This window comes from Sphingomonas sp. (assembly GCF_019635515.1).
Taxonomy (GTDB): domain Bacteria; phylum Pseudomonadota; class Alphaproteobacteria; order Sphingomonadales; family Sphingomonadaceae; genus Sphingomonas.
Genome location: NZ_JAHBZI010000001.1, coordinates 1690639 through 1714928 on the forward strand (window position 1 = coordinate 1690639; position 24290 = coordinate 1714928).

Here is a 24290-nt window from a genome sequence, read left to right on the forward strand (position 1 = left end):
CTTTCGCAGGAGAACTGCTTACTTCGAAGCCTTACCCGTCCACTGCCCCAGCCATGGCAGCACCGTGCCGTACCATTGCATCGAGTTCTTCGGCTTGAGCACCCAATGGTTCTCGTCCGGGAACACCAGCAGCTTCGAGGGGATTTCGCGCCGCTGCAACGCGGTGAACGATGCGATCCCCTGCGTATAGGGAATGCGGAAGTCCTTCTCGCTGGTGATCACCAGCATCGGCGTCTTCCACTTGTCGACATGATTGACCGGGTTCCATTTCTCGAACGCGGCCGGGTCCTCATAATAGGCCTTGCCGCCATGCTCCCACTCGTCGAACCACAATTCCTCGGTCTCATAGGCCATGGCGCGGGCATCGAAGACGCCGTCATGCTGGACGAGGCATTTGAACTTGTCGGTCCACTGGCCGGCGATCCAGTTCATCATATAGCCGCCATAGGAAGCACCGAGCGCGCAGGCATTATTGCCGTCCAACCAGGTGAATTTCTGCTCGGCGGCGGCGAGGCCCTTTTGCAGGTCCTCGAGCGGCCAGCCGCCCCAATTGTTGCGGATGTCGTCGCTGAACTTCTGGCCGTAGCCGGTCGAGCCGTGGAAATCGACCGATACCACTGCATAACCCGCGCCCGCGAATACCGCCGGGTTCCAGCGATACGACCAGCTATTGTTGCTCGATCCCTGCGGGCCGCCATGGACGATGAAGGCCAGCGGTGCCTTCTGGCCCTCGGGCAGGTTCGCCGGGCGCACCGCATAGCCCCAGACGGTGTCGTTGTTAGCACCGGTGAAGCTGAAGCGCTCGACCTTGGGCAGGTCGATGCCGGCGAGTTTCGACGCGTTGACGTTGGTCAGCCGCGTCTGCGCCTTGCCCTTCAACTGATAGAAATCGTCGGGCCCGAGCAGGCTGTTCATGCTGAACACCGCGCCGTCCCTGGTCGGCACCACCGCCGATACCACGCCCTGCTGGGTCAGCCGCGTCACCTTGCCGCTCTTGGGATCGACCGTGAAGATCGGTTCTTCCTGCGTATCCTGCGCGGTCACGTAGATCTTCTTGCCGTCCGGGCTCCAGGCGATGCTCGCCACCGAACGGTCCCATGCCTCGGTCAGCGCCTTGGTGGTGCCGTTGGTCAGGTCGCGCAGCATCAGCACCTGGCGATCGGCCTCATAGCCGGCGCGCGCCATCGCGAAATAGGCCAGCCATTTGCCGTCGGGCGAGACGGTCGGAAGATTGTCCATCCCGTCATTGTCGGCGGTCAGGTTGACCGGCGCCGAGGAGCCGTCAGCCGGAGCCGAGAAGATATCGAGGTTGGTCGAGGTCGCTTCGATCCGCCCGGCTTCGCGCAGCGCGAAATAGACGGTCTTGCTGTCCGCGCTCCACGCCAGCTCCTCGCCGCCGCCAAACGGCTTGGACGGCGTGTCGCCGACCAGTTGCGGGGCGATCGCGACCGACTTGGTCGGATCGGCGATCGGCACCACGAACAGTTGCGAACGGTCGCCGTTCGACCATGTATCCCAATGGCGAATGAAGAGCTGGTCATAGGTCCGGCCGGAACCAGCATTGGCGTCCTTCTTGATCATCGCCGGCTCGATTCCCGGCGCGCCGGGCTTGCGGTCGGCCCAGAACAGCAGCTTCTGGCCATCGGGCGAGAGCTTGAAGCCGCTGAAGCCGCCCGCAGGCGCCGCCACCTCCGCCTGGTCGCCGCCGGTGATCGCGATCGAGCGGACGCTGTCCTCGCCACCCTTGTCCGACTGGAAGTAGACGCGGCCATTGACGCCGAACTGCGGGCCGGTTTCGTTGACGTCGGCTTCCGCCACCAGCTTCTCGGGGACCGCCCCTTTGGTGACCAGATCGAGCTTCCACAGATCGTAGCGACCCTTGTTCGCGGGCAGATCGGTCTCGCGCTGCTGCCAGACCAGCCATTTGCCGTCGGGCGACACCACCGGCGCGCCCACGCGCGACAGCGTCGCGACGTCCTGGATGGTGAGGTCACGGGCCGTGGCGGGGACGGCGGCGAAAGCGAGCGCAACGCCCGCGAGCAGGATGTGCTTCATGGCACGGGTTTAGAGCAGATGGTTGCGATGGATACAATCGCAACTCGTCGCCAACCGTCACCGGTTCTCCTGCGAAAGCAGGAGCCCAGGATCACAAACGAACTGCTCCTTGGCTCTGGACCCCTGCTTTCGCAGGGGGACCGGCAGGCCGGAGGCCTAATCCCGCCCGGTGATCCGCGAAATTTCTTTGGCGACCATCGATTCGACGACCTGCGGCAGATTGGCGTCGAGCCATTCGCTGAGCATCGGCTTGAGCAACTCGCGTACCAGCCCTTCGAGCGTGTCCGAACCGGCCACCTCGGGCTTCACCACCATCCGCGACAGCGCTTCCAGCGGCCCGCGGGTCGCCTCGGCGGTGCGTTCGGAAAGGATCGGATCGGCCGGCCGCATCGGCTCGGGCGGCGTGGGGGCACCCATCGGCATCGGCTTTTCCTGCTTGATTGCAGGGAGTTCGTCGGCAACCGGCTCGCTGAGCTCCAGCACCTCGTCGACATCGGCGCGCGGTGTCACGGCCTGGCCGGTGCGGCCGCCGCGACGGGTGCGTGTCGATACCGCCGCATCGCCCTCTTCGGCGATGATGCGTTTGATCGAGGAGAGGATCTCCTCCATCGACGGCTCGGTACTGATATCACCCATCCGGCGCCTACTCCCCTAACGCCCCCTGCACCTTATAGAAGCGCCCGCTCAATCAGGGATTTGTACGGGTGCTGTCAACCGGGCGCTGCAAGAGCGGATCGAGCGGAGCACTCACATCGGGCGTTTGCCGCGGCGAACCGCGGGTGCTGGTGCCCACCGCTTCCGGATCCTTGTCGTCGCCCCAATCCCAGCTCTTGCCGCGCACGCGCTTGTAGTTCGCGACCGGATCGTAGAGCGGACCGCCTTCGAGCCCCAGATCCTCCGCCTCGGCGCGGCCCATCACCGCCAGCAGCGTGAAGCCGGCGACATAGGCGTCGCGCTCGGCGGTAACATACTGAACCTGCGAGTTGAGCAGTTCCTGCTCGGCGTTGAGGATGTCGAGGATCGTCCGGGTGCCGACGCTGTTCTCGGCGCGGACGCCCTCCAGCGACAGCCGGTTGGCCTCGACCGCGACACGCGACGATTCGATCACGCGCAGCGATGACTGGTAATTGGCGTAGGCCGAACGCGCCTGCGCGATCACGCCGCGCTCGGCGAAGGTTACGCCCTCGATCGCCGCGGCCCGCCGTGCCTGTGCCTGACGGACCAGCGCCGCCGGACGGCCGCCCTGGAACAGCGGAAGCTTGAGGTTCGCGCCCAGCGTGGTCGAGAAGCCATCGCGATTGATCGCCGCCGCGCTCGGCACCGAGCCGAGATAATTATAATAGTCGCCACCCACGCCAACGCTGACCTGCGGCAAGCGGCTCGCCTTGGCGACGTCGATGTCGAAGCGCGTCGCGTCGCGCTGCTTCTGCGCGGCTTCGAGATTGGGATTGTTGGCGAGCGCGGTGTCCTCGGCCACCACGACATCGTCGGGTAGATTGGGCAGCGCCGGCGGCTGGGCAAGCACGCCGGGGGGCGTGCCGACGACGCGGATATAATTCTCGCGGCTGCCGATCAGGCGCGCTTCGGCCTGACGCAACTGGCTCTGCGCCAGCGCCAGCCGCGCTTCGGACTGCGCCACGTCGGTACGGGTCAGGTCGCCCACTTCGAAGCGGTCGCGCGTCGCCTGCAGGTTGACGCTCAGCGCCCGCACGTTCGCCTGATTGAGGCGGACGATCGATTCGTCGCGCAGCACATCGACATAGACCGTCACCGCCTGGGTGAAGATGTCCGCCTCGGCCCCGCGTAGATTGGCGCGGCCGGCCTCGATACGGGTTTCCGCCGCGCGCACCGAATTACGCACCGAACCACCACTGAATACCGGCACCGACAGATCGACGCCGAGCGTGCCGCGCCGCGACGGCGAGGTGCCCGGGCCAGTATCGTAAACGCTTTGGCTGAACGAGCTCGTCGCGCCGACGCCCGGCAGGCCCTGCGCACGCGCGATCGGCACATTCTCGTCATTGGCGCGCAGCGTCGCGCGTTCGCCCTGCAGGTCGGGATTGGTATTATAGGTGGCGACCAGCGCGTCGCGCAGCGTCGTCGTCGGCTGCGGCGGCACTTCGGCGGGAGCCGGCGTGGCGGTGGTCACCGTCACGGTTTTCGTCGTGCCTGCACGCGTCGTCGTGGTCTGCGCGGCGGCAGGCACGGCAATCGCGGTCAGGCTCACGCCCAGGAGCAGAGTGGAAAATCGCATCTTCTTGTCTTCTTACGTCAGAATTGAAAGGTCCGTAGGCGGGCGAAACCAGGCAGTAATGCACATTCCAGATCGATAAAGTCCATCATGCCGAAGCCGCCATCGGTGCGGCGGCCAGAGGCCAGCCGGGTGATGCCGCGATCGGCGATTCCCGAGACGATCCGGCCCCCGGGCTTGATCTGCTGCAGCAGCTTTTCGGTGAGCTGCTCGACGGCGCCGTCGATCACGATCAGATCATACGGACCACCCTTGGCCCAGCCGGCGTTCAGCGGCCCTTGGACCAGATCGACATTGGCGATGCCGGCCAGCGCGCCGCGCGCGGTGGCGACCAGCGTGTCGTCCTCCTCCAGCGCGACCACCGAACCGGCGATCCGCGCCAGCAGCGCCGCGGCATAGCCGCCCGCCGCGCCGATCAGCAGCACATGGTCGCTCGGCAGGATCGCGGCCTCGGTCAGCAGCCGTCCGGTCGCCAGCGGGCTGTTGTGCTTGCGGCCATTGCCGAGCGGCAGCAGCGTGTCGCGATAGGCGATGCCGCGATGCTCGGGCGGCAGGAACGCTTCGCGCGGCACCTGCGCCATCGCCTCGACGACGCGCGCGTCGTTGACGGCGTTGGTCCGCAGTTGGCTCGCCACCATCGCATGGCGCATCGCCTCGCGGTCAGCTTCGACGGGCGCGGGTTCAGCCGAGAGGGTCATCATCACTCCGCTTCTGTCGCACAACCGTATTAGTCGCGCAATACACTTCTTGGTTTCGGCGCTTGTATCGCGTGCCGTCCTTCTCGCCAAGCGAAGTAAGAAGCAATTTTTGCAGTGCAATGTTGACAGGCGGCAACGGCCCTGCGCATTCCCCGCCGCCTGCCTGGGAATGGCCCGATGGCGGAGTGGTGACGCAGAGGACTGCAAATCCTTGCACCCGGGTTCGATTCCCGGTCGGGCCTCCATCCGGAACGGACACGAAAAAGCGCCCGCGGACCTGAGGTTCGCGGGCGCTTTCGATTCGGTAGCCGGGCTTAGCGGCGATAGCCGCGGCTGTTGTCGCAGCCGCGATCGAGTTCGCGGCCGATCAGCGCGCCGGCGCCCGCGCCGACGATCGTGCCGGTGCCGCTGCGCTTGTCGTAATAGCCGCTGCCACGCCCGACTTCGCCGCCGATCAGCGCGCCGAGCACGCCGCCGATGATCGCGCCGGTCGTGCCGCTGCCGCAGCGCTGCACGCCCCGGCGATGGCCGCGATAACCGCGATTGTCATAATAGCCACGGTCGTAATTGTCATACCCGCGGCGGTCGTAATTGTCATACCCGCTGCGGTCGTCGCGATAGCCGCGGCCATAATCACCGCGATTGTCGTAGCGCGAATAGCCATAATCCTGCGCGGCGGCGGGGGTGGCCGAAACGCCCGCGAGGGCGACGGTGGCTGTCAGTGCGGCTGCGAAAAGCGTCTTCATCGTCATTCTCCTCCGGGGCGTGCGTGAGATGTTGCCCGTTGATGTCTGTTTAGGGTTTCGCGGGTGCAACGATGCTGAACGGCGCTGTTAGCTGACGTTCACGTAACGCTGTGGCTTTCGCGCCACTCATCGCCGGCGAAACACGCCTCGCCGGAACCGTTTCGACCCGCCTGCGGAACAAACCACGACTCCGCGCCGTTGATTCCGCGATTGGTGAGGGAGACGACGAATGTACGATTTCGGCATCCGCCAGGCTCATTCCGGCTATCGAGTCGCGTATCGTCCACATGAGACGAACCACTGCCCGGGCTGCGGCAACACGCAATGGATGATCGGCCGCATGACCGCCGAATGCGCGTTCTGCGCGACGGCGCTGCCGCTGATCGCGGGTGCCAGCACCGGCATCAGCGCGCTGCGCCGCCCGCCTTACGCGGTGCCGCTCGCCGCCTGAGCATCTTGCCCCGCGCGCCTGCTCCGGTATGGCGGCGGGCATGACTGCCGATCTGACGCTCTACAATTCGCTGACCCGCAGCCTCGAGCGCTTCGAGCCGCTCGATCCGGCAAAGGGCGTGCGCGTCTATTCGTGCGGCCCGACGGTCTATAATTACGCCCATCTCGGCAATCTGCGCGCCTACGTCTTCACCGACACGCTCAGCCGCACGCTGACATGGAAGGCCAAGGAGAATGGGTGGGGCGCCCTGACGCACGTCATCAACATCACCGATGTCGGCCATCTCACTTCGGACGCCGATGCCGGCGACGACAAGATGGAAGCCGCCGCCCGCGCCCAGGCCAAGAGCATCTGGGATATCGCCGCGCATTACACTGCGGCGTTCAAACAGAATATTCATGACCTCAACATCCGCGAGCCCAGCCGCTGGTCGGTTGCCACCGATCATATCGAGGAGATGATCGATTTCGCGAAGCGGATCGCGCCCGATCATTGCTACGAGCTCGATACCGGCCTCTATTTCGACACCTCGACGGTCGCCCATTACGGCCAGCTCGCCGGCGCGCAGGACGATGCCGCCGAAGGCCGCATCGATCCCGTCGAGGGCAAGCGCCACCCGCAGGATTTCGCGATCTGGCGTAAGTCGCCGCCGGGCGAGCAGCGCCAGATGGAGTGGGATTCGCCCTGGGGAATGGGCGCGCCGGGCTGGCATCTCGAATGCTCGGTGATGAGCCTCAAATATCTCGGCGCCCCGTTCGATATCCACACCGGCGGCATCGATCACCGCGAGATCCATCATCCCAACGAGATCGCTCAGAATCAGGCGTTTTGCGGCTGCGACGATAGCGGCGCGCATTTCTGGATGCACAATAATTTCCTGGTCGATCGCCAGGGCAAGATGTCGAAGTCCAGGGGCGGCTTCACCACCCTCCGGTCGCTGATCGACGCCGGAGTGCATCCGCTCGCCTATCGCCTGCTGTGCATTCAGGCGCATTACCGCAGCGAACTGGAGTTCAGCGCTGAGAGCCTCGCCGCGGCGCTGACCCGTCTCAAGCGCCTGGTGATAACGGTCCGCGCGCTCGAAGCGCGGGTCGAAGGCCCCGAAGCCCATGTTGAGGAGCATGCCTGGCTCGATCAGCTCGACGCGGCGGCGGCGGACGATCTCAACACGCCAAAGGCGCTGGTGGTCCTCGACGAAATGCTCGCCGACAAGAGGCTGACGCCGTCCGAGCGGCTCAGCCTGCTGATCCATTTCGACGGGATCCTGGGGCTGAACCTCTATAATCTCACCCGCGAGAATCTCCGCCTTCGCCCCGCCAATGCGACGCTCACCGCCGGCGACATCGAAGCGCGCCTCGCCGAGCGCAAGCAGGCCCGCGCCGCCAGGGACTTCGCCCGCTCCGACGCGATCCGCGACGAACTGGCAGCCGCCGGCGTCGAAGTGATGGACGGCGACCCCTTGGGCTGGGACTGGAAGCCGGCGCTCTGAAGGATTCTTCCCGGCGCGGGGAGGTGCTGGCGCGCAGCGCTCGCGGAGGAGCGTGCCGCCAGCGCAGCGCTTGAGGCGCGCGCCTCCACCAGCCCGCAACCGGTCCCCCCTCGCCATCCGGCAAGAATCGAATGTCGGAGATATTCCAGACATTCGCGCATTGAACACTCCTGTCGCCGGCCCCGCCGCAACACGGAGAGCAACCCATGAAGACCCTCCCCCTCACAACCCTCGCCGCAGCCCTCGCCCTCGCCGCCTGCAACGGCGCGCCCGAGACCACCGACAACGCCGCGGTCAACGTGTCCGACGCCACCGCGATCGACAACATCGCCGAAGATGAAGCGCCGGTGATCGAGAATGCCGACGAGGCCGGCGCCATCACCGTCCCGGCGCTGCCCAAGGCGGTCGCCAGCACCCCCGCCGCCGAGGCGGCCCCGCTCAACGACGCCGTGCGGATCGAGGACGAAATCCGCGCGGGCCGCGGCATCCAGCGCCTCCGCCACGGCTCGGGCTGGGCGTGGATGCGCGATGGCAAGATCCTCCGCACCGCCGATCGCGATGGCAAGAACGTCGCTTATTTCCGCCCGGGTACCGACAAGCCGTTCCTCGTCCAGCGCGGCGGCCGCGCCTTCGCCTATGATGGTGACCGTCCCGTCCGCGAGTTCGACCGCGACGGCCGCGATCGTGCGCCCGATGCCGAGCGGGCCCGCGAGGCCAACGAAGCCGCACGCGAAGCCCGCGACCAGCGTAACCGCGCCGGCCGCGCCCGCGACAATGCCGAAAATCCCGAGAATCGCTGGGGTGGCAGGCGCCCGGACCGCGAACGCCCCGAAGCGACGCCTTCGCCGACTCCCGCGCCTACCGCCTCAGCCACGCCGCGCGGCCCGCGTCACCCCGAATGGGAAGGCAAAGGGCGCCCCCGTCCCGATCCGCAATAAGCCGCAACCGTCACCCCGGCGAAAGCCGGGGCCCAAGGTCGCTCAGCCAGGTTCCACATAGTTCTGGATCCCGGCCTCCGCCGGGATGACGGATGAATTTCGGCGCGCTACGCTGGCGAAATGAAAGCCGTCCTCCCCGCCCTCGCTCGCCCCCTCGTCGAGCCTCAGCTACCGGCCGGGCTTGAGGTCGATTGGTTCTCGTCTCCAGAGGAAGCCGAAGCGATGGCGGCGGACGCCGATATCGGCTGGCTCGATCACAATGTCCCCGCCCAATGGGCCCGCAATGTCGCCGCGGCCGGCAAGCTCAAATGGCTTTCGACCATTTATGCCGGGCTCGACGCGCTCGACACCCAGACGCTCAAGGCCCGCGGCACGCGCGTCACCAATGGTTCGGGCGTCAACGCCCACACCGTCGCCGAATATGCGGTGATGGGCGCGTTGGTCGCCGCCAAGCGCTTCGATCAGGTCGTCCGCGCCGCCGACCGGCACGAATGGCCGCAGGATGCGCCGGGCAAGCTCGAACTGTTCGAAACCGAAGCGCTGATCATCGGCTATGGCACCATCGGCAAGCTGATCGGCGAACGCCTCGCGGGGTTCGGCGTAACCGTCACCGGCGTCACCCGCTCGGGCGCGCCGGGCACCATCGGCCCCGACGCGTGGCGTGAGAAGCTCGGCGGCTATGACTGGATCTTCCTCGCCGCCCCTTCGACCAGCGAAAGCCAGGCGATGATCGGCGAGGCCGAGCTTCAGGCGATGAAGTCCTCGGCCTGGATCGTCAATGTCGGCCGCGGCGAGCTGATCGATCAGGAAGCGCTGATGCATGCCTGCGCCAAACGCCGCATCGCCGGTGCCTTCCTCGACACCGTCACGCCGGAACCGCTGCCGCCCGAGCATCCGCTGTGGACGACGCCCAACATCATCCATTCGATGCATCTCTCGGGCCGTAGCCAGACCCGCATGTTCCTGCGCGGCGCGGCCTTGTTCGTCGAAAACCTACATGCCTTCCTCGAAGGCCGCCCGCTCAAGAACGAAGTCGATCTCGCCGCCGGATATTAGGGAGTCGCCATGCGCCTGTTGCCCGCCAGCTTGTTGTGCCTGATCGCGCTCCCCGCGAGCGCCCAGCGCGTCGATACCCGCGTGATCGACATCCGGCAGATGGCCGATGGCCGCGAAACCTGCCGCTTCAATGCCGTGCCCGATCTGCACATGACCGAGCCGCGTCGCGGCACCAGCGACGGCTTCGCCGAATGGGCGCACAAGGCGCGCGACGGCGATGCCTGGCTCCATGCCCGCTTCTCGCCCGAAGAACGCGACGGCAACATCCAGATGATCGAGGTTCCGCTCACCCCCGCCATCGCCGGTGCGGCCAAAGCCAAAATCTCGCTCGATGGCGATCGCAGCCCGGTCGCGTTCGAACTCAAGCGCACCTGGCCCGGCTCGGATCGCTGGACGCTCGTCCCCAGCGACGGCGTCGCGCTCGCCCGGGCAATGCGATATACCGACGTGCTCAGCGTCCGCCTGCTCGACGGCAAGGGCAAACGGCTCGGCAGCTACGAATTCTGGATCGGCGACCTGCAGGACATCGCCGAATATCCGCGGATCATCGCATGGGAGTGCAAACCATGGAAATGATGCGATCGGCATTTACCGCCGCGCTGCTGATCGCCACGCCGGCAACCGCGCAGCGCCTGGACACCCGCCGCGTCGATGTGCGCGATAGTGCGGATGCGACGACGTGCACCTACAAGGCCTATCCCGCGCTTGGCCTTGTCGACGGCAGCAAGGCCGGAAAGGGCAAGGTCGCGATGTGGAGCGCGGCGCCGGACGATTTCAACGGCCCGAAGACCGATCTGCCCGATGCGCGCGACCGCTTGGAATTCATATTCGGCCCGTCTGACGACTGGCGCAAGCCGGCGACGATCGGCATCGGCGCCACCCTCTATCCCGATGCGCAGGTCGCGCGCGACGAGGTCGGCGGCGCGACGCTGCGTTTTGACGGCATGCCGGTCACCACCAGCTTCAATGCCAGCGGCGACAAGATGATCTTCGCCGCCACCCGCGATCTCGATGGCCTTGGCGCGTTGCTGCTCGACACGCGCGAAATGTCGATCGACGTGGAGAACAAGGCCGGGCACATCGTCCGCAGCTATTATTGGGATGTCCATCGCCTCCGCGACGGCGCGGAAACGGTGTCGGTCACCAAATGGAGCTGCACCACGCCCTGACGTGTCAGCAAGAAGGGAAAAGCCATGTTTCTCAGCCTCGCCCTCGCCCTGCAGACCGTGCCCGCGCAGGAGATCGACCGGACGCGGATCGACATCACCGAGTTCAGCGGGACCACCAGCTGTCATTTCAAGGCGGTGCCCGGGCTCACCCTGCGCACCGGCACCGGCTATTGGTCGGGCCGATGGGAGGTTCCGGCCGACGCCGCCACTTCGGATCAGGCCAGCCTGTTCCTGCTCTATTCGGCGATCCTCGATGCCAATCGCGACAAGGTCTCGCGCCTCACCGCCGGGCAGGCCAGTATTCGCCGCGATCAGCTCGGCGGCAAGGCCGCAGGCAGCGCACGGCTCGTCCTCGACGATGGCGGCCCCGAACTCGCGCCGCTGCCGCTCGGCGAGAAGGACGGCGCCTATACGATCAGCCTGCGCCCGGCCTTGCCGCGCTTCGACACATCCAGCCGGGCGCTGCTGACCCTGCTCGATGCCGCCGGAACGCCGATTATCACCTATATCTGGAACGTCGCCCCGGTCCGCCGCATCCACCCGCTGCTCAATGCGGTGGAGTGGCGCTGCAAGGATCTGACGCTCTAGCTGCCGCCCTGCCCCCGCTTGTCCATCGGCGGTGGAGAAACGGACGCGTTCACCGCACCGCCGGCGCCACGCTGACGATGCGGAGCAGCCGTTCATGTCCGTCGCGGTCCGGCCAGAGGATCGCGCTCCCGGCCGCCATCCCGATCAGCCCGATCCCCACCGGCGTGAGGATCGAGACCTTGCCCGCATCGATATCGGCCTCGTGCGGATAGACCAGCTCGACCGTCCGCCGCGTACCGCTGGCCTCATCGACAAACTCCACCCGGCTGTTCATCGTCACCACGCCGGCCGGCAGCGTCTCGGCGGGATGCACCTCCGCCCGGTCGAGTTCGGCGAGCAGCATCGCCGCGCGCTCGGGCTTCTTCGCCTGGATCGTCAGCGCCAGCGCATAGAGCGCGTCGCATTCCGCATCGACGAGATGGATCGCGGGGCGTTCTTCGCCCCGCACGTTCTTTGTGCTTTCCACGGGTGTTGCTTTCGAGAATTTCGGTTGTGACGGATGCGCCCCGGAACTCCGCGGCCTCGCCGTCAGGAGCCCGGGCTAGCCGCGTGCGGCGAGCTGGCCGGAATGCGCGCGAAAGCGCTGAAAGGCGGTGGGAAGCATCACCCTTCCTAGATGGTCTCGCGCCCCGCCCAAGTCAAATCCGCCGTCACCCAATTCGGGACATCGCGAAACTTTCCTCTTGCGCACATTTACCCAATCAAGGTAAGCGCGCCGCATCATGACGACGCTAGCAGGCACGAAGATCCGCCGGTTCCGCGAGGAACGCTCCCTCTCCCGCGCCGCGTTCGGCGCGTGGTACGACACCCCCGGCTCGACCGTTCAGGGCTGGGAGGAGGATGGCAAGCGCGCCAGCGCCCAGGTCGTCAACCAGATCGCGGCCAACGGCATCGCCCATCATGCCGACTGGTATGTCAGCGCGCCCTCGCCCGCCGGCAGCGCCACCAGGTGGATGCCCGACAGCTGGAAGCTCCCCGAGTTCGAGGCCCGCCAGCTCCCCACCTATCCCGATCCGCAGGCCCTCGACGCCGCCACCGCCCAGCTCACCAGCTATCCGCCCCTCGTCTTCGCCGGCGAGGCGCGCGAGCTCACCTCCGAGCTCGCCCGCGTCAGCCGCGGCGAAGCCTTCCTCCTCCAGGGCGGCGACTGCGCCGAAAGCTTCGCCGAATTCCACCCCAACAACATCCGCGACACCTTCCGCGTGCTGCTGCAGATGGCGGTGGTCCTCACCTTCGCCTCGAAGCTGCCCACCGTGAAGGTCGGCCGCATGGCCGGCCAGTTCGCCAAGCCGCGCAGCGCCGATACCGAGACGATCGACGGCGTCGAGCTCCCCAGCTATCGCGGCGACAATGTCAACGACATCGCCTTCACCCCAGAAGCGCGCATCCCCGATCCCCAGCGCATGCTTCAGGGCTACAGCCAGTCCGCCGCCACGCTGAACCTGCTCCGCGCCTTCGCCGGCGGCGGCTATGCCAATCTCCACCAGGTCCATAAATGGACGCTCGACTTCATGGGCCGCAGCCCCTGGGCGGATAAATTCGCCAACGTCGCCGACCGCATCGGCGAGGCGCTCGACTTCATGGCCGCCTGCGGCATCGATGCCGACAGCGTTCCCCAGCTCAAGGCCACCCAGTTCTTCACCAGCCACGAAGCACTGCTGCTTCCCTATGAGCAGGCGATGACCCGCCAGGACAGCCTGACCGGCGACTGGTACGACACCAGCGCGCATATGCTGTGGATCGGCGACCGCACCCGCTTCGACGGCTCGGCGCATGTCGAGTTCCTGCGCGGCATCGGCAATCCGATCGGCCTGAAATGCGGCCCCACGCTCGAGCCCGACGCGCTGCTGCGCCTGCTCGACACGCTGAACCCCGCGCGCACCGCCGGCCGCATCACCCTCATCACCCGCTATGGGCATGACAAGATCGAAGCCGGCCTCCCCGCCCTGGTCCGCGCCGTCAAGCGCGAGGGCCATCCGGTGGTGTGGAGCTGCGATCCGATGCACGGCAACGTCGTCAAGGCCGCCAACGGCTACAAGACCCGCCCCTTCGAACGCATCCTCGCCGAAGTCCGCGGCTTCTTCGCCGTCCACCGCGCCGAGGGAACGTACGCGGGCGGCATCCACGCCGAAATGACCGGCCAGAACGTCACCGAATGCACCGGCGGCGCCGTGGACGTGACCGAGCTCGACCTCGCCGACCGCTACCACACCCACTGCGACCCGCGGCTGAACGCGGGGCAGTCGCTGGAGCTGGCGTTTTTGCTGGCGGAGATGGTGAATGAGGAGGCGAAGGCGGCAGCCGTTAGCAAAGCTAACGGCTGACTCGCCGCACGCGCGACCGGCGGGGCGGCGGCGAATGCCGTCGAACCCGTCCGATGTCAGCGCGGGCTTTCCGCGTGCTGTTCTATGATCCGCAACTCTTGTAGCTCGTCTCACTTTCGACCTGATCGCCGCCGCCGATAATCGATACGCCATTGGTGTCTTCGCGAACCGAGCAGAAGCCATCGACACTGCAGGCGCGATCAAACTCCTTCCGCGCTTCTGCGGTGTATCCAATCAGGTTGAAAGTTAGCGGGTAAAAGGACTGATCGCCCACCACGATGCTGACATGCGTGGCGCGCGCGGACGGCCGAAGTCTGTTATCGCGAAGCTGCGGCCAGATCGCGTTCGATCGATCCTCGGCACCGAGATCAAATCTGGAAATGCCCTCGCCCCGATATCCGTTCCAGTTGATGGTCACTTCGAGCCGACGCTCCTGCGTCCCGGGATTATACCATTCCTGGCACACGGAAAGCGATGGTTCGGCCACGGTCTGAGCCGAAAGCATTCCGCTTAGGTCGATAAGACCCAACAGTGCGAAGCCAATCATGAGAGGACACTCCTTTCCGGTTTGAGACAGAATTGCCACGATCGGCCACCTGCATTGCCGCTGGACACGATAAGGCGCGCGGTCACGATGAAGCTCCCATAGAGTTCGCGAGCATTGCAGTTTTGAATTGTCGGCAGGCAGGGCAAGTTACGTTGCATCAACCACGCGGACCGGCTTGAAAAAGTCAACCGATCGCCGACCGCCGGGACGACGTTACTGCCGACGGTAGTGATGTCAGGTGCACCGCCCGAAAAAGTGAAGCGGTCGTGATTCTTGGACTCGCCCCCCGCAAGCCATCCCCCCAGCGGATCGGAGCAATTGGCCACCTCAGGCTGGAAGATTACCATCGCTACCGGAATGCGCTCGGCGATCTCGACAGACCGGCTTGGCGGCTCGGGTATCGGCGGCGCTGTCGGACGTCTCGCACTTGGCAATGGGGCCAGCCGATTGACGACGATGCTGCGACGTCGACCGGTAGGTTGGGAGGCTCGCGGCGCCTTCGCCAGCTTGCCTGTCAGGAAAAGCGCCTCTTCTCGCTTTGGATCATGCGTGCGAGAAGATACTGGCACCGCGATCTTCAGACAATCTCTTACGTACGCGACGCTCGAATTAGCAACGAGCGTATTCAAAAGCTTGGTTTGGTTTGCCTTATTCGAACCTGCCTCACGATACGCATATTGCATGTCGTTGCACCGCTGTCCGGATATGACCAACAGGGCTTCGATGAGGGATATTGCATAAAAAACCATATCAGCCCTTACTGGCAGCGTATTAGCGTTTCATATTCATTTTGAGCAACGCTATGCATTTCCATAGACCTTCCGTCTTTGCTGACGGAAAATGTAACATCGCTATCTGGCGCTCTCGCAAAAACGGTGCCGCCTATAGTGTCGCCGATAACATATAGTATTTGGCTCCGAGCCTGACCTTTGCCCATATGCGTAACGGTTAGAATACGGCGATGCAGATCAATTTGGTAACGACGGTATATATCCTTATTACATCCGAAATCAGCGCCACCCCAGTTACCGTCAAGTAAAACCTTGGCCTCACGACTGTCCGTGATACCAAAATGTCGCTCCAGCGCGCCCCAGGCATAGGCCGTACCTACAACTCCCACGCTCAGCATCACCGCGATCAACGACATCCATAGCGATCGGCTTTTCCATTCTGTGCAGCGCCACACGCTCTTCACACACCATGGCAGCAACCACATCAGCCCCATTAGAAACACTATCGTCACCGCGATCGGCAACGGTATCTGCACCAATATTTCTAGCGGTGGCATTCTGCGCGCCTAGGGCCGAACAGAAACCGAGAACAAAAGTCCCCGATATCCACGATTGCCAAACTTCGCATCCACGGCAAAATTGACGTGATAATTATTGTAGGATCGACTCATTGCCCGGGCGGCAATGCCGATCCCGAAGACGGAGTTTATCCGCTTTCCATCATTTCGCTGATACGTCGCGCCAATCTTCGAGCGCCAATTCCGCCCAACCGCCTGGTCAATCCCTACATATACTTGTCCGCTCAGCTCGTTGCTGGACGTCGCGCCCGCCAATCGCGAATAGCGGTCGGGATCGCGATTGGCATATTGCACGCGTAGCGACCAATCTAATTGCGTGAGATTGACCGTGGTCCTCGGCCTTGTGGATGTCTTTGCCCATGTTTCGGTCCGCAGTCCGATGGAGTCGGCTGCAACGAACGCCCCCGCTACCACCGTCTGGCGGATACCGAGATTGGAACGCTCTCGCGCCAGATAGATCGACGGGATGATCGTGAAACTATCTTTTTCGGAAGGGCGAAACTCAACTCCAAAGCCGCCGCTGACTGAATTTGCTTGGTACACCGGCTCGGTGATCTTGGCATATCCACCATGCAAGAAAACCCGCGCCGTTTTGGTGAGGCAGGCGTTGAATATGTAATTTGCGCCCCAGGAATCCTGCTCAAGCGTCGAAAAATCATTGCGCCCCAGAAACGCGACAACCTCATGCACCGTCTTTGTTTCGGGCAAGCATTTGAGAGCTGTCACGGTCGATGTTTCAGCCGCGACTATGGTCTCGCCATTAGCGACCAATGCTTGCGAATTTTGTGCAAATGCGTTTTGCGAAAAACCCAGCAGAATAATTGCGGCGCCAAACAGTTTCATATGGCTCCCCCCGGGCCAGTTTCATGAAAATTTGCGCCAGCGTCGTCTGCAGTCAACTGTTTTTGCGTCGATAATGGCGGCTATTTAGCCGATGCGCTGAAATGTTAAACACAATTGATAAGTGTATCATTAAATTGAATTCTACAACGTAGTCACAAGATCGCACGACTTATCTGACCGGCTATTCCGCGTGTGCGAGTTATAGCGATGGCTTGCTTCCCCTGTCCTACACACCCCACTCCATGCCATGTTCCCCATCCGTTCACAACACACGGACTCCGGAACATGGCCATCGACACCGACCTCCTCCTCCTCCGCTTCACCCCCCACATCCCCCGCCGCGTCCAGGCGAGCGGCTGGACCCCAGACCCCAGATCGCCGTCATCGCCGAGCTCGCCCGCACCGGCGTCGTCAGCCATGCCGCGCCCTCGGTCGGGATGACGCCGCGTGCGGCCTATACGCTGCGCGCCACCGTCCGCCGCCGCACTTCCAACCGGGCCGATGCGCCGATGACGCCCGCGTAAAAATACCGCTGTCCTACAAACCCCAGCCTATGCCATGTTCCCGTTATGATCCACATAGCCATCCCTACTCCCGCGCCAGAAGACGACCCCGAAGACCCCCTCCTCTTCGCCCCCGTCCCCACGCCCTCCCGCGCCACCGGCTGGACCTCCGACAAGCAGATCTGCTTCATCGAATCCCTCCGCCGCACCGGCGTGATCGCCAGGGCGGCGCGGTCAGTGGGGATGAGCGTCAGCGCCGCCTATCAGCTCCGCAAGCGCGCCGGGCCCGATAGCGGTTTCGCCCGGGCATGGGATGCGGCGCTCGACGAAGCGCAGATGATGGCGATCGACGCGATCCGGGAGCAGGGCTTCGGCCCGCGCCGCGAGGCGGTCTGGTTTCGCGGGCGGCAGGTCGGCTGGCGGACGCGCTCCAACGATCGCCTGTTGTTCGCGGCGCTGCGCGGCATGGACGGCATGCACGCCCGCTTTACGCGGGCCGGGCATAGCCTTGCCGACTTCGCCTGCGAAGACGATGCCCCGCGCAACGATATTGCGCCATCGCGCAACAACGGAACCGAACCACCGTGAAAAGCGTGAAGTTGGCGCAGGGCCGCCGCCCCGCTAAAGCGCCGCGATGCTCCGCGTTACCGAACTCAGCCTGCCGCTCCACCACCCGGACGAGGCGATCCCCGCCGCGCTCTGCAAGCGCCTCCGGATCACGCCGCGTGAGCTGATCAAGCATGTCGTCGCCAGGCGGGCGGCGGATGCGCGGGACAAGGCCAATATCCGCCTCGTCTATTCGATCGATCTGAATGTGAAGAATGAGGACGCGGTCCTCGCCCGGTTCAGGAACGATCGCAACGTTGGGAGGACGCCGAACACCCATTACAAGATCGTGCCGCAGAGCCTGCCAAGCGGCGCCAAGCGGCCGGTGGTGATCGGGGCCGGCCCGTGCGGGCTGCTCGCCGGGCTGATCCTGGCGCAGATGGGGCTGCGGCCGATCATCCTCGATCGCGGCAAGATGGTCCGCGAGCGGACGCAGGATACCTGGGGGCTGTGGCGCCGCAGCGTCCTAAACCCGGAGAGCAACGTCCAGTTCGGCGAGGGCGGCGCAGGCACCTTCTCCGATGGCAAGCTCTACAGCCGGATCAAGGACCCGCGGAACCTCGACCGCAAGGTGCTGACCGAGTTCGTCAAGGCGGGCGCGCCGCCGGAGATATTGACCGAGGCGCATCCGCATATCGGCACCTTCCGGCTGGTGACGATGGTGATGAGTCTGCGCGAGCAGATCGAGGGGCTGGGCGGCGAGTATCGCTTCCAGCACCGCGTGACCGGGCTGGATATAGAGAGTGGAACGGTCCGCGGCCTGCACATCCATGACGGCTCCTATATCGAGGCCGATCATGTCGTCATGGCGATCGGCCACAGCGCCCGCGATACGTTCGCGATGCTGGTCGAGGCGGGGGTGTTCGCCGAGCCCAAGCCCTTCTCGATCGGGGTGCGGATCGAGCATCCGCAGTCGTGGATCGACAAGGCGCGGTTCGGGGCGGATGCGGGCAACCCGATCCTGGGTGCGGCCGAGTATCACATCTCGCACCACTGCGCGAACGGGCGCACGGTCTACAGCTTCTGCATGTGCCCCGGTGGCACGGTGGTGGCGGCGACATCGGAGGAAGGCCGCGTCGCCACCAACGGCATGAGCCAATATTCGCGGGCCGAGCGCAACGCCAATTCGGGTTTCGTGGTGGCGATCGACCCGACACGCGACTATCCCGGCGGTCCGCTGGCGGGCATCGCCTTCCAGCGTCACTGGGAGGAACTGGCGTACAAGGCAGGTGGCTCCAACTATCGCGCCCCGGCACAGACGGTCGGCGACTTCTTGGCGGGCCGCCCGTCGGAGAAGCTGGGCTCGGTGATCCCCTCCTACCGCCCAGGCGTCACCCCCACCGATCTGTCGCAATGCCTCCCCGCCTTCGCGATAGAGTCGATGCGGGAGGCGATCCCCGCGTTCGGCAAGCAGATCCCGGGCTACGACCACCCGGACGTTGTGATGACCGGCGTCGAGACCCGCACCTCCTCCCCCGTCCGCTTCACGCGCGGCGCCGATTTCCAGAGCCTCAATGTGAAGGGCCTGTTCCCCGCCGGCGAAGGCGCCGGTTATGCGGGGGGCATCCTCTCGGCGGCGGTCGATGGCATCAAGGTGGCGGAGGCGGTGGCGGCGAGCATGGGCGTGGAAGTCGCGGCATGTCCCGCCTGATCCTGCTCAACAAGCCCTATGACGTGCTCTGCCAGTTCACCGACGAGCTGGGCCGTCCCAACCTGTCGCACTTTGTCGATGTCCGGGACGTCTACCCCGCCGGCCGCCTCGACCGCGACAGCGAAGGGCTGCTGCTGCTCACCGACGACGGCCGCCTCCAGGCGCGGATCGCCGATCCCAGGTACAAGCTGCCCAAGTCCTATCTCGTCCAGGTCGAGGGCGATGCGGTGGAAGCGCAGCTCGATCAGCTCCGACAGGGCGTACGGCTCAAGGACGGTATGACTCTCCCCGCCGAGGCCGAGCGCATTGACGATCCGGAGCTCTGGCCGCGCGACCCGCCGATCCGGGTTCGCAAGTACATCCCTGATTGCTGGATCAGGCTCACCATTCGCGAGGGCCGCAACCGTCAGGTGCGGCGGATGACCGCGGCGGTGGGCCTGCCCACCCTCCGGCTGGTCCGCTGGCGCATCGGTGAGTGGACGCTGGATGGACTGACGCCGGGCAAGTGGCGCGCGGTTCAGGGATAGAGATGGACCACTTCCATCCCCTCGCCCTCCGCCTCGAGGAGCAGGGTGCGGTGGCAATGCTCGGGGTTGCGCTCGAAGCATAGCAAGGCGCTGGGCTTTTCAGCCGCCAATGCTCGCATCCGCACGGCTTCAGCCTGGGCTTCGGGCAGACCTAGCTGGGTTTCGTAGACCGCCTCAAGCGTCGCGACGTCACCCTTCTTGGCGGCGTCACGGCCGGGCTTGGGCGTGCCAAGGTTCTTGAGGTGGACATATTCGATGCCCGCCTCGCCGATGCTGGCGGCAAGGATGTTCTTGGAGAAGCCCGGACGGCGCGAAAGAGGCAGCGCGCGGACGTCGATGAGCCGCTCGACGCCCACGCTCTTCAGCGCGGCGATGAACTCGGCCATTGTCGTGGCTTCATAGCCGATCGTGTAGATCTTCACGCGCAAGCTCCGATACCACGCCCCAGGCGATCAACGCCTGACCCGCGAAATAGGTCGGCCAGATCAGCAAGCCGGGCAACGGCGATGCGGCCAGCGGTCCTAGCCGCGCGAAGATCAGCAGGTCCGACAAGACGAACAGCAAGGCGCCCAGCCCGACCGTGGCGAAGGGGAAGCGGCTGGTCAGCGCGGTTCCGGCCATCGCGCCAAGACCGAGGCTGTAGATCGCCACGCCGATATCGCCGCTCAGGAGATAGGCGGAAAGCGATACGCTGACGGTGATGAAGGCGGGGACGGCAACTCCGCTGCTGTTGCTGCGCCAGTAGAAGCCAGCGGCGAGGATGTGGCCGATCAGGAACGCCACCGCGCCGACAGTAAGACCGACCGCGTTGAGCAGCATGTCGCCCAAGGCTCCGAAAGCCAGCACCAGCCCGATCCACGGCCTGCCGCGGACAAACGCCCAGAGCGCGAGCAGCCCGACGCCGGATCCCTTCCAGGCAATGGCGATCGGCTCGTCCAGATCGAGCCAGTGATCGGCGTAATAGCTTCCACCCGCGATCAGGGCAGCGAGGAAGAGCAGGTCGATGGCGCGGAGTTTCATGCGCGCAGACCATAACGCCCCCGCAACCTTTGTCATCCCGCCGCTGCCCCGCTATCGGCTCCGGCGATGACATATGACGTCCATATTATTGGCGGCGGCCTGGCCGGTTCCGAAGCCGCGTGGCAGCTTGCGCAGGCCGGATTCAGGGTCCGCCTTTCCGAGATGCGTGGTGGCGGCAGCATGACGCCGGCGCACCAGAGCGACCGGCTGGCGGAGCTGGTCTGCTCGAACAGCTTCCGCTCCGACGATGCCGAGCGCAATGCGGTCGGGTTACTCCATGCCGAGATGCGCGCGCTGGGGTCGCTGATCTTCGCCGAGGCTGACAAGCATCAGGTGCCAGCCGGCTCGGCGCTGGCGGTGGACCGCGACGGCTTCGCCGATGGCGTGACCGCGGCGCTGACAGCGCATCCGAACATCGAGATCGTCCGCGAGCGGGTCGATGCGCTGCCGAGCGAAGGACTGGCCATCGTCGCCACCGGACCGCTGACCGCGCCGGGGTTGGCCGAGGATATCGGCAGCGCCACGGGCAAGGATCAGCTCGCCTTCTTCGACGCGATTGCCCCCATCGTCCATTTCGAAAGCATCGACTTCGACATGGCCTGGTACCAGTCGCGCTGGAACAAGGTCGGGCCCGGCGGCACCGGCAAGGATTATATCAACTGCCCGCTCGACAAGGAACAGTACCTGACCTTCATCCAGGGGCTGCTCGACGGCGAGAAGGCCGAGTTTCGCGAGTGGGAGAATGTCCCCTATTTCGAAGGTTGCATGCCGATCGAAGTGATGGCCGAGCGCGGAATCGATACGCCGCGCTTCGGGCCGATGAAGGGCGTCGGGCTCGACGATCCGCGCACCGGGCGCTGGCCCTATGCCTGCGTCCAGCTGCGGCAGGACAATGCCGATGGCACCTTGTGGAACATGGTCGGGTTCCAGACCAAGCTGAAATATGCCGCACAAGTCGCTCTGTTCCGGACGATTCCTGGGCTAGAAAAGGCCGAATTCGCGCGGCTGGGCGGGTTGCACCGCAACACCTTCATCAAGTCGCCCGAGCTGCTCGACCCGACCCTGAGGCTGAAATCGCGGCCCAATATCCGCTTCGCCGGGCAGATCACCGGCTGCGAGGGCTATGTTGAGAGTTCGTCGATCGGGATGCTGGCGGGACGCTTCGCCGCGGCGGAACTGGGCGGCGAGGCGATCGCGCCGCCGCCGCGCGAGACCGCTTTGGGGGCGCTGCTGGCGCACATCACCGGCGAAGCCGAGGTCGAGACCTATCAGCCGATGAACGTCAATTTCGGGCTGTTCCCACCGATCCCGGGCAAGAGCAAGAAGGCCGACCGCAAGCTGCTGTACACGGCGCGGGCGCGGGAGGCGTTCGCGGAGTGGCTGGCGGCGTGATCGGCGCCGAATGTTGAGGAAGTTTAGCCTTTCGCGGATCGCAAACATCCGCGCTCTCTGGCGTGAGCCGTTCAAAAGTTGCAGTGACGCGACGCTGACGCGACAGGTGCGCGACGCCGACGCGACAGCTGGGCGACGCCGGGAGGACAGGTGCGTTCCTGCACGATCACCAAGGATGAGGTGGCTGGAAAGACCCTGCAATCCTTCAAGCCCGGAGAACAAGTTCGCCGTGCTGGCAAAATGCTCCTGCGTGGCAAGGTCGAGCGGCTGCTATGGGATGACGAAAGCGCTCGGGCCGCGGTTTTGGCAAGCCTGCCCCTCCCCTCCCGCTTCGTGAAGCCGGTGATCGACACGTAGCCACCACCACAGGCGCTAGCGTCGCGCGAGGTCGCCCCATTCCTGCCGGATCGCGCGGGGAACCTGCGTGATCGGGCAATGCGTGTAACGGTTGCCATACTCGTTGGTGAAGCTCGTGCGTCCGTTGACCGTGATCATGGAATCCACGCGAGTAGCTCTGTCATTCTCATCAAATGAAGTGGCACGTATCCTGTAGCGGTTGCCGCCAAGGGCATCGAAGGCCTGCACCTGCTGCCCGCCGTCAAAAGACGCAAAGCGTCGTTCGTCCAGATACGCGAGTTGATCGCCGCCGCCCGTGATGGCCTGCGCGCAGGACACGCCAATCGCATAATAGCCCTTTTCGATGGGCGGAAAGGAGGCGGCGCTGCCTTGTGCTGGCGCGTTAGCGCCTGCGGCGGCACGACCTTCCGCCGTCAGCTCGCAAATCGCCCCGTTCCGCGATGTGCCGCCGTCGATATACTCGCGCCCGTTCCAACGCAGGAAAGGTTCGCAGCCGCTCGCGTGGATACTGCCGTCGGGCCTTTGCTCGCCGGTCATGCCGTCGAAGATTTCGATGTCGGGCCAAGCGAGGCCAGGTCGAGGGTGGAATGAATAGACCGCAAAGCGCTTCTGAAAGTCCGTGACCACGGTCCAGCCATTCGTGCGCCTGGTCAGCAGGATGACCATGCGTTGGTTCATGCCCATGCACTGATCGTCATCGGCATTGATGATCGCGTCGGGTTGGCCGTCGCGATTAATGTCGCGTGCCTCGGTGATATCAGCAAAAACATCGTCACAGCCGTCTTCGCCATAGCGCCATCGACCATCGCCATGCGGGTTGGAGAAGCCTGCCGCGCGCATGATCGCTGCGCGATCTGTGCTCGAAAGGCTGGGAGGCGCGATGGGTGTCGCAGTTGATTGCTGCTCGGCATTTCGGTTTGCCGATGGTCCGCCTTGTGTATTGTCTACCCCATTGGGCATGGCGGTTGTTTCCGAACCGCATGCCGTTAGGGACGTGGCGGCAAGGATAACGGCTATGTGGCGGCCAATACCGCCCTTGGTCATGTCAATTTGCACGCGCCTGCTCTTTGCCATTGCGAAGGAGCGTCTGCGCGGTGCTTTCCACCTCAAGGCGCACCTTCCTATAGAGAATGAGCCAGCGGAATATTTCCCAGCCCACAACGCCGATGCCGATCAAAAACACCAACGGCATGATGCCCCCGGTGATACGGCCAGAGACAGCGTTTGCGATAAGTGCGAGGACGACGACAACAGAGCCGGCAGCAATGGCGTATGGCTTGATCCGTTGGCTCAGTATCCAGTTCACACGCGCGGGAAACACCTGCTGGTTGCCGGTCGTATGATTGATCAAGGCCATCGGATGACCCCGTCCTGTTCTTTTGGGTCCAGCGCAGACCACGGATACCCGATGTCCTTCGCGGATGCCGAAGTTCACATCGGGAAACTCGACGTCGAACTCGTCGCCATCATCCTTCCGTGCGAACAGGCGCTGATGGTGGGTCGAGGATGACGACACCGAGGTGGTGGTCGTCGGCGCTGATATGAAACCTGATCCCTGATGCAGATATCCGCCGCCGCCATGCGTCGTGGTTTCAGCCGACAGGTGGGTGGATGTGCGGCCTTGCTGGCCGACCACGGTTCCGGTCATCGTGAATATATCGAGTTCGTCAAAGCTTCTGATTTTTCCAACTGTCGTCATATCAAACCCACCCTCTGCATACCCAACGGCGTCTCCGGAGAGGATGTCCGCCATAAAATCGAACAACCCCC

Annotated in this window: 27 protein-coding genes and 1 tRNA gene; 14 read left to right on the forward strand and 14 right to left on the reverse strand. The window is 64.6% G+C overall.

Going from position 1 to position 24290, the window contains the following annotated elements; translation table 11 throughout:
• Positions 1-18 precede the first annotated feature (18 nt).
• The 4 genes from KF730_RS08510 to KF730_RS08525 form a co-directional block, all read right to left on the reverse strand.
• Entirely contained in the window at positions 19-2055 is a 2037-nt protein-coding gene (locus tag KF730_RS08510) for a S9 family peptidase (RefSeq protein WP_294093857.1), read from the reverse strand.
• A gap of 156 nt (positions 2056-2211) precedes the next feature.
• Positions 2212-2691 carry a DUF2497 domain-containing protein gene (locus KF730_RS08515; RefSeq protein WP_294093859.1) on the reverse strand — a complete coding sequence of 160 codons (480 nt, stop codon included), beginning with the start codon at positions 2689-2691 and terminating at the stop codon, positions 2212-2214.
• A 52-nt stretch (positions 2692-2743) separates the two neighbouring features.
• A complete protein-coding gene (locus KF730_RS08520; protein WP_294093861.1) occupies positions 2744-4309 on the reverse strand; it encodes a TolC family outer membrane protein in 1566 nt (521 codons plus the stop codon).
• 17 nt (positions 4310-4326) lie between these two features.
• Entirely contained in the window at positions 4327-5007 is a 681-nt protein-coding gene (locus KF730_RS08525) for a protein-L-isoaspartate O-methyltransferase (protein WP_294095808.1), read from the reverse strand.
• A 168-nt stretch (positions 5008-5175) separates the two neighbouring features.
• Between KF730_RS08525 and KF730_RS08530 the strand changes: the two genes are divergently transcribed.
• Positions 5176-5249 (forward strand) — tRNA-Cys (locus KF730_RS08530).
• Positions 5250-5318: 69 nt separating this feature from the next.
• Here the strand turns inward: KF730_RS08530 and KF730_RS08535 are convergent.
• Positions 5319-5750 carry a DUF456 domain-containing protein gene (locus KF730_RS08535; protein WP_294093862.1) on the reverse strand — a complete coding sequence of 144 codons (432 nt, stop codon included), beginning with the start codon at positions 5748-5750 and terminating at the stop codon, positions 5319-5321.
• A gap of 229 nt (positions 5751-5979) precedes the next feature.
• On the opposite strand from KF730_RS08535, the gene KF730_RS08540 reads away from it, so the two are divergent.
• The 7 genes from KF730_RS08540 to KF730_RS08570 all read left to right on the forward strand — a co-directional run bounded on the left by KF730_RS08540 (position 5980) and on the right by KF730_RS08570 (position 11441).
• Positions 5980-6201 carry a hypothetical protein gene (locus tag KF730_RS08540; protein ID WP_294093863.1) on the forward strand — a complete coding sequence of 74 codons (222 nt, stop codon included), beginning with the start codon at positions 5980-5982 and terminating at the stop codon, positions 6199-6201.
• A 40-nt stretch (positions 6202-6241) separates the two neighbouring features.
• Positions 6242-7690 (forward strand): cysteine--tRNA ligase, encoded by a 1449-nt coding sequence (gene cysS, locus KF730_RS08545; protein WP_294093865.1) that lies wholly within the window; start codon positions 6242-6244, stop codon positions 7688-7690.
• Between the two features lie 206 nt (positions 7691-7896).
• Positions 7897-8628 (forward strand): hypothetical protein, encoded by a 732-nt coding sequence (locus tag KF730_RS08550; RefSeq protein ID WP_294093867.1) that lies wholly within the window; start codon positions 7897-7899, stop codon positions 8626-8628.
• A gap of 120 nt (positions 8629-8748) precedes the next feature.
• The gene (locus tag KF730_RS08555; RefSeq protein WP_294093869.1) at positions 8749-9684 is read left to right on the forward strand and encodes an NAD(P)-dependent oxidoreductase; all 936 of its coding nucleotides are present in this window, start codon (positions 8749-8751) and stop codon (positions 9682-9684) included.
• Positions 9685-9693: 9 nt separating this feature from the next.
• On the forward strand, positions 9694-10260 hold the full coding sequence (locus KF730_RS08560) for a hypothetical protein (protein WP_294093870.1): 567 nt from the start codon (positions 9694-9696) through the stop codon (positions 10258-10260).
• Entirely contained in the window at positions 10251-10853 is a 603-nt protein-coding gene (locus KF730_RS08565; RefSeq protein ID WP_294093871.1) for a hypothetical protein, read from the forward strand. The genes KF730_RS08560 and KF730_RS08565 overlap by 10 nt, the downstream gene beginning before the upstream one ends.
• A gap of 24 nt (positions 10854-10877) precedes the next feature.
• Positions 10878-11441, forward strand: coding sequence for a hypothetical protein (locus tag KF730_RS08570; protein WP_294093872.1), 564 nt, complete (start codon positions 10878-10880; stop codon positions 11439-11441).
• Between the two features lie 49 nt (positions 11442-11490).
• Here the strand turns inward: KF730_RS08570 and rnk are convergent, their stop codons facing one another.
• Positions 11491-11907, reverse strand: a complete 417-nt coding sequence (gene rnk, locus KF730_RS08575; protein WP_294093874.1) for a nucleoside diphosphate kinase regulator — start codon at positions 11905-11907, stop codon at positions 11491-11493.
• Positions 11908-12394: 487 nt separating this feature from the next.
• Between rnk and KF730_RS08580 the strand changes: the two genes are divergently transcribed.
• Positions 12395-13765, forward strand: a complete 1371-nt coding sequence (locus KF730_RS08580) for a class II 3-deoxy-7-phosphoheptulonate synthase (RefSeq protein WP_294095810.1) — start codon at positions 12395-12397, stop codon at positions 13763-13765.
• 82 nt (positions 13766-13847) lie between these two features.
• Here KF730_RS08580 and KF730_RS08585 read toward each other — a convergent pair whose 3' ends face one another.
• Genes KF730_RS08585 through KF730_RS08600 form a run of 4 tightly spaced genes read right to left on the reverse strand, consistent with a single transcriptional unit; the run spans position 13848 to position 16464 of the window.
• Positions 13848-14312, reverse strand: a complete 465-nt coding sequence (locus tag KF730_RS08585) for a hypothetical protein (protein WP_294093876.1) — start codon at positions 14310-14312, stop codon at positions 13848-13850.
• Positions 14309-15061 carry a hypothetical protein gene (locus KF730_RS08590; protein WP_294093878.1) on the reverse strand — a complete coding sequence of 251 codons (753 nt, stop codon included), beginning with the start codon at positions 15059-15061 and terminating at the stop codon, positions 14309-14311. Before KF730_RS08590 ends, KF730_RS08585 begins: the two co-directional genes overlap by 4 nt.
• An 8-nt stretch (positions 15062-15069) precedes the next feature.
• Positions 15070-15600, reverse strand: coding sequence for a hypothetical protein (locus KF730_RS08595; RefSeq protein ID WP_294093880.1), 531 nt, complete (start codon positions 15598-15600; stop codon positions 15070-15072).
• 9 nt (positions 15601-15609) lie between these two features.
• Positions 15610-16464: a hypothetical protein gene (locus KF730_RS08600; RefSeq protein WP_294093881.1), complete on the reverse strand. Its 855-nt coding sequence runs from the start codon at positions 16462-16464 to the stop codon at positions 15610-15612.
• A 569-nt stretch (positions 16465-17033) separates the two neighbouring features.
• Here KF730_RS08600 and KF730_RS08605 point away from each other — a divergent pair.
• Genes KF730_RS08605 through KF730_RS08615 form a run of 3 tightly spaced genes read left to right on the forward strand, consistent with a single transcriptional unit; the run spans position 17034 to position 19751 of the window.
• The gene (locus tag KF730_RS08605) at positions 17034-17555 is read left to right on the forward strand and encodes a hypothetical protein (RefSeq protein WP_294093882.1); all 522 of its coding nucleotides are present in this window, start codon (positions 17034-17036) and stop codon (positions 17553-17555) included.
• A gap of 46 nt (positions 17556-17601) precedes the next feature.
• On the forward strand, positions 17602-19224 hold the full coding sequence (locus KF730_RS08610; RefSeq protein ID WP_294093884.1) for an NAD(P)/FAD-dependent oxidoreductase: 1623 nt from the start codon (positions 17602-17604) through the stop codon (positions 19222-19224).
• Positions 19212-19751 carry a pseudouridine synthase gene (locus KF730_RS08615; RefSeq protein ID WP_294093886.1) on the forward strand — a complete coding sequence of 180 codons (540 nt, stop codon included), beginning with the start codon at positions 19212-19214 and terminating at the stop codon, positions 19749-19751. The genes KF730_RS08610 and KF730_RS08615 overlap by 13 nt, the downstream gene beginning before the upstream one ends.
• Here KF730_RS08615 and KF730_RS08620 read toward each other — a convergent pair.
• A complete protein-coding gene (locus KF730_RS08620) occupies positions 19742-20173 on the reverse strand; it encodes a DUF488 domain-containing protein (protein ID WP_294093888.1) in 432 nt (143 codons plus the stop codon). The two genes, KF730_RS08615 and KF730_RS08620, sit on opposite strands and share 10 nt — an antisense overlap.
• Positions 20148-20771 (reverse strand): lysoplasmalogenase family protein, encoded by a 624-nt coding sequence (locus KF730_RS08625; RefSeq protein ID WP_294093889.1) that lies wholly within the window; start codon positions 20769-20771, stop codon positions 20148-20150. The genes KF730_RS08620 and KF730_RS08625 overlap by 26 nt, the downstream gene beginning before the upstream one ends.
• A 66-nt stretch (positions 20772-20837) precedes the next feature.
• Here KF730_RS08625 and trmFO point away from each other — a divergent pair, with 66 nt between their 5' ends.
• Positions 20838-22163, forward strand: a complete 1326-nt coding sequence (gene trmFO / locus KF730_RS08630) for a methylenetetrahydrofolate--tRNA-(uracil(54)-C(5))-methyltransferase (FADH(2)-oxidizing) TrmFO (protein ID WP_294093891.1) — start codon at positions 20838-20840, stop codon at positions 22161-22163.
• Positions 22164-22313: 150 nt separating this feature from the next.
• Positions 22314-22520 carry a hypothetical protein gene (locus KF730_RS08635; protein ID WP_294093893.1) on the forward strand — a complete coding sequence of 69 codons (207 nt, stop codon included), beginning with the start codon at positions 22314-22316 and terminating at the stop codon, positions 22518-22520.
• Between the two features lie 15 nt (positions 22521-22535).
• Here the strand turns inward: KF730_RS08635 and KF730_RS08640 are convergent, their stop codons facing one another.
• Both KF730_RS08640 and KF730_RS08645 read right to left on the reverse strand, forming a co-directional pair.
• A complete protein-coding gene (locus KF730_RS08640) occupies positions 22536-23594 on the reverse strand; it encodes a hypothetical protein (RefSeq protein ID WP_294093895.1) in 1059 nt (352 codons plus the stop codon).
• A complete protein-coding gene (locus KF730_RS08645) occupies positions 23566-24273 on the reverse strand; it encodes a hypothetical protein (protein ID WP_294093897.1) in 708 nt (235 codons plus the stop codon). The genes KF730_RS08640 and KF730_RS08645 overlap by 29 nt, the downstream gene beginning before the upstream one ends.
• Between the last annotated feature and the right edge of the window lie 17 nt (positions 24274-24290).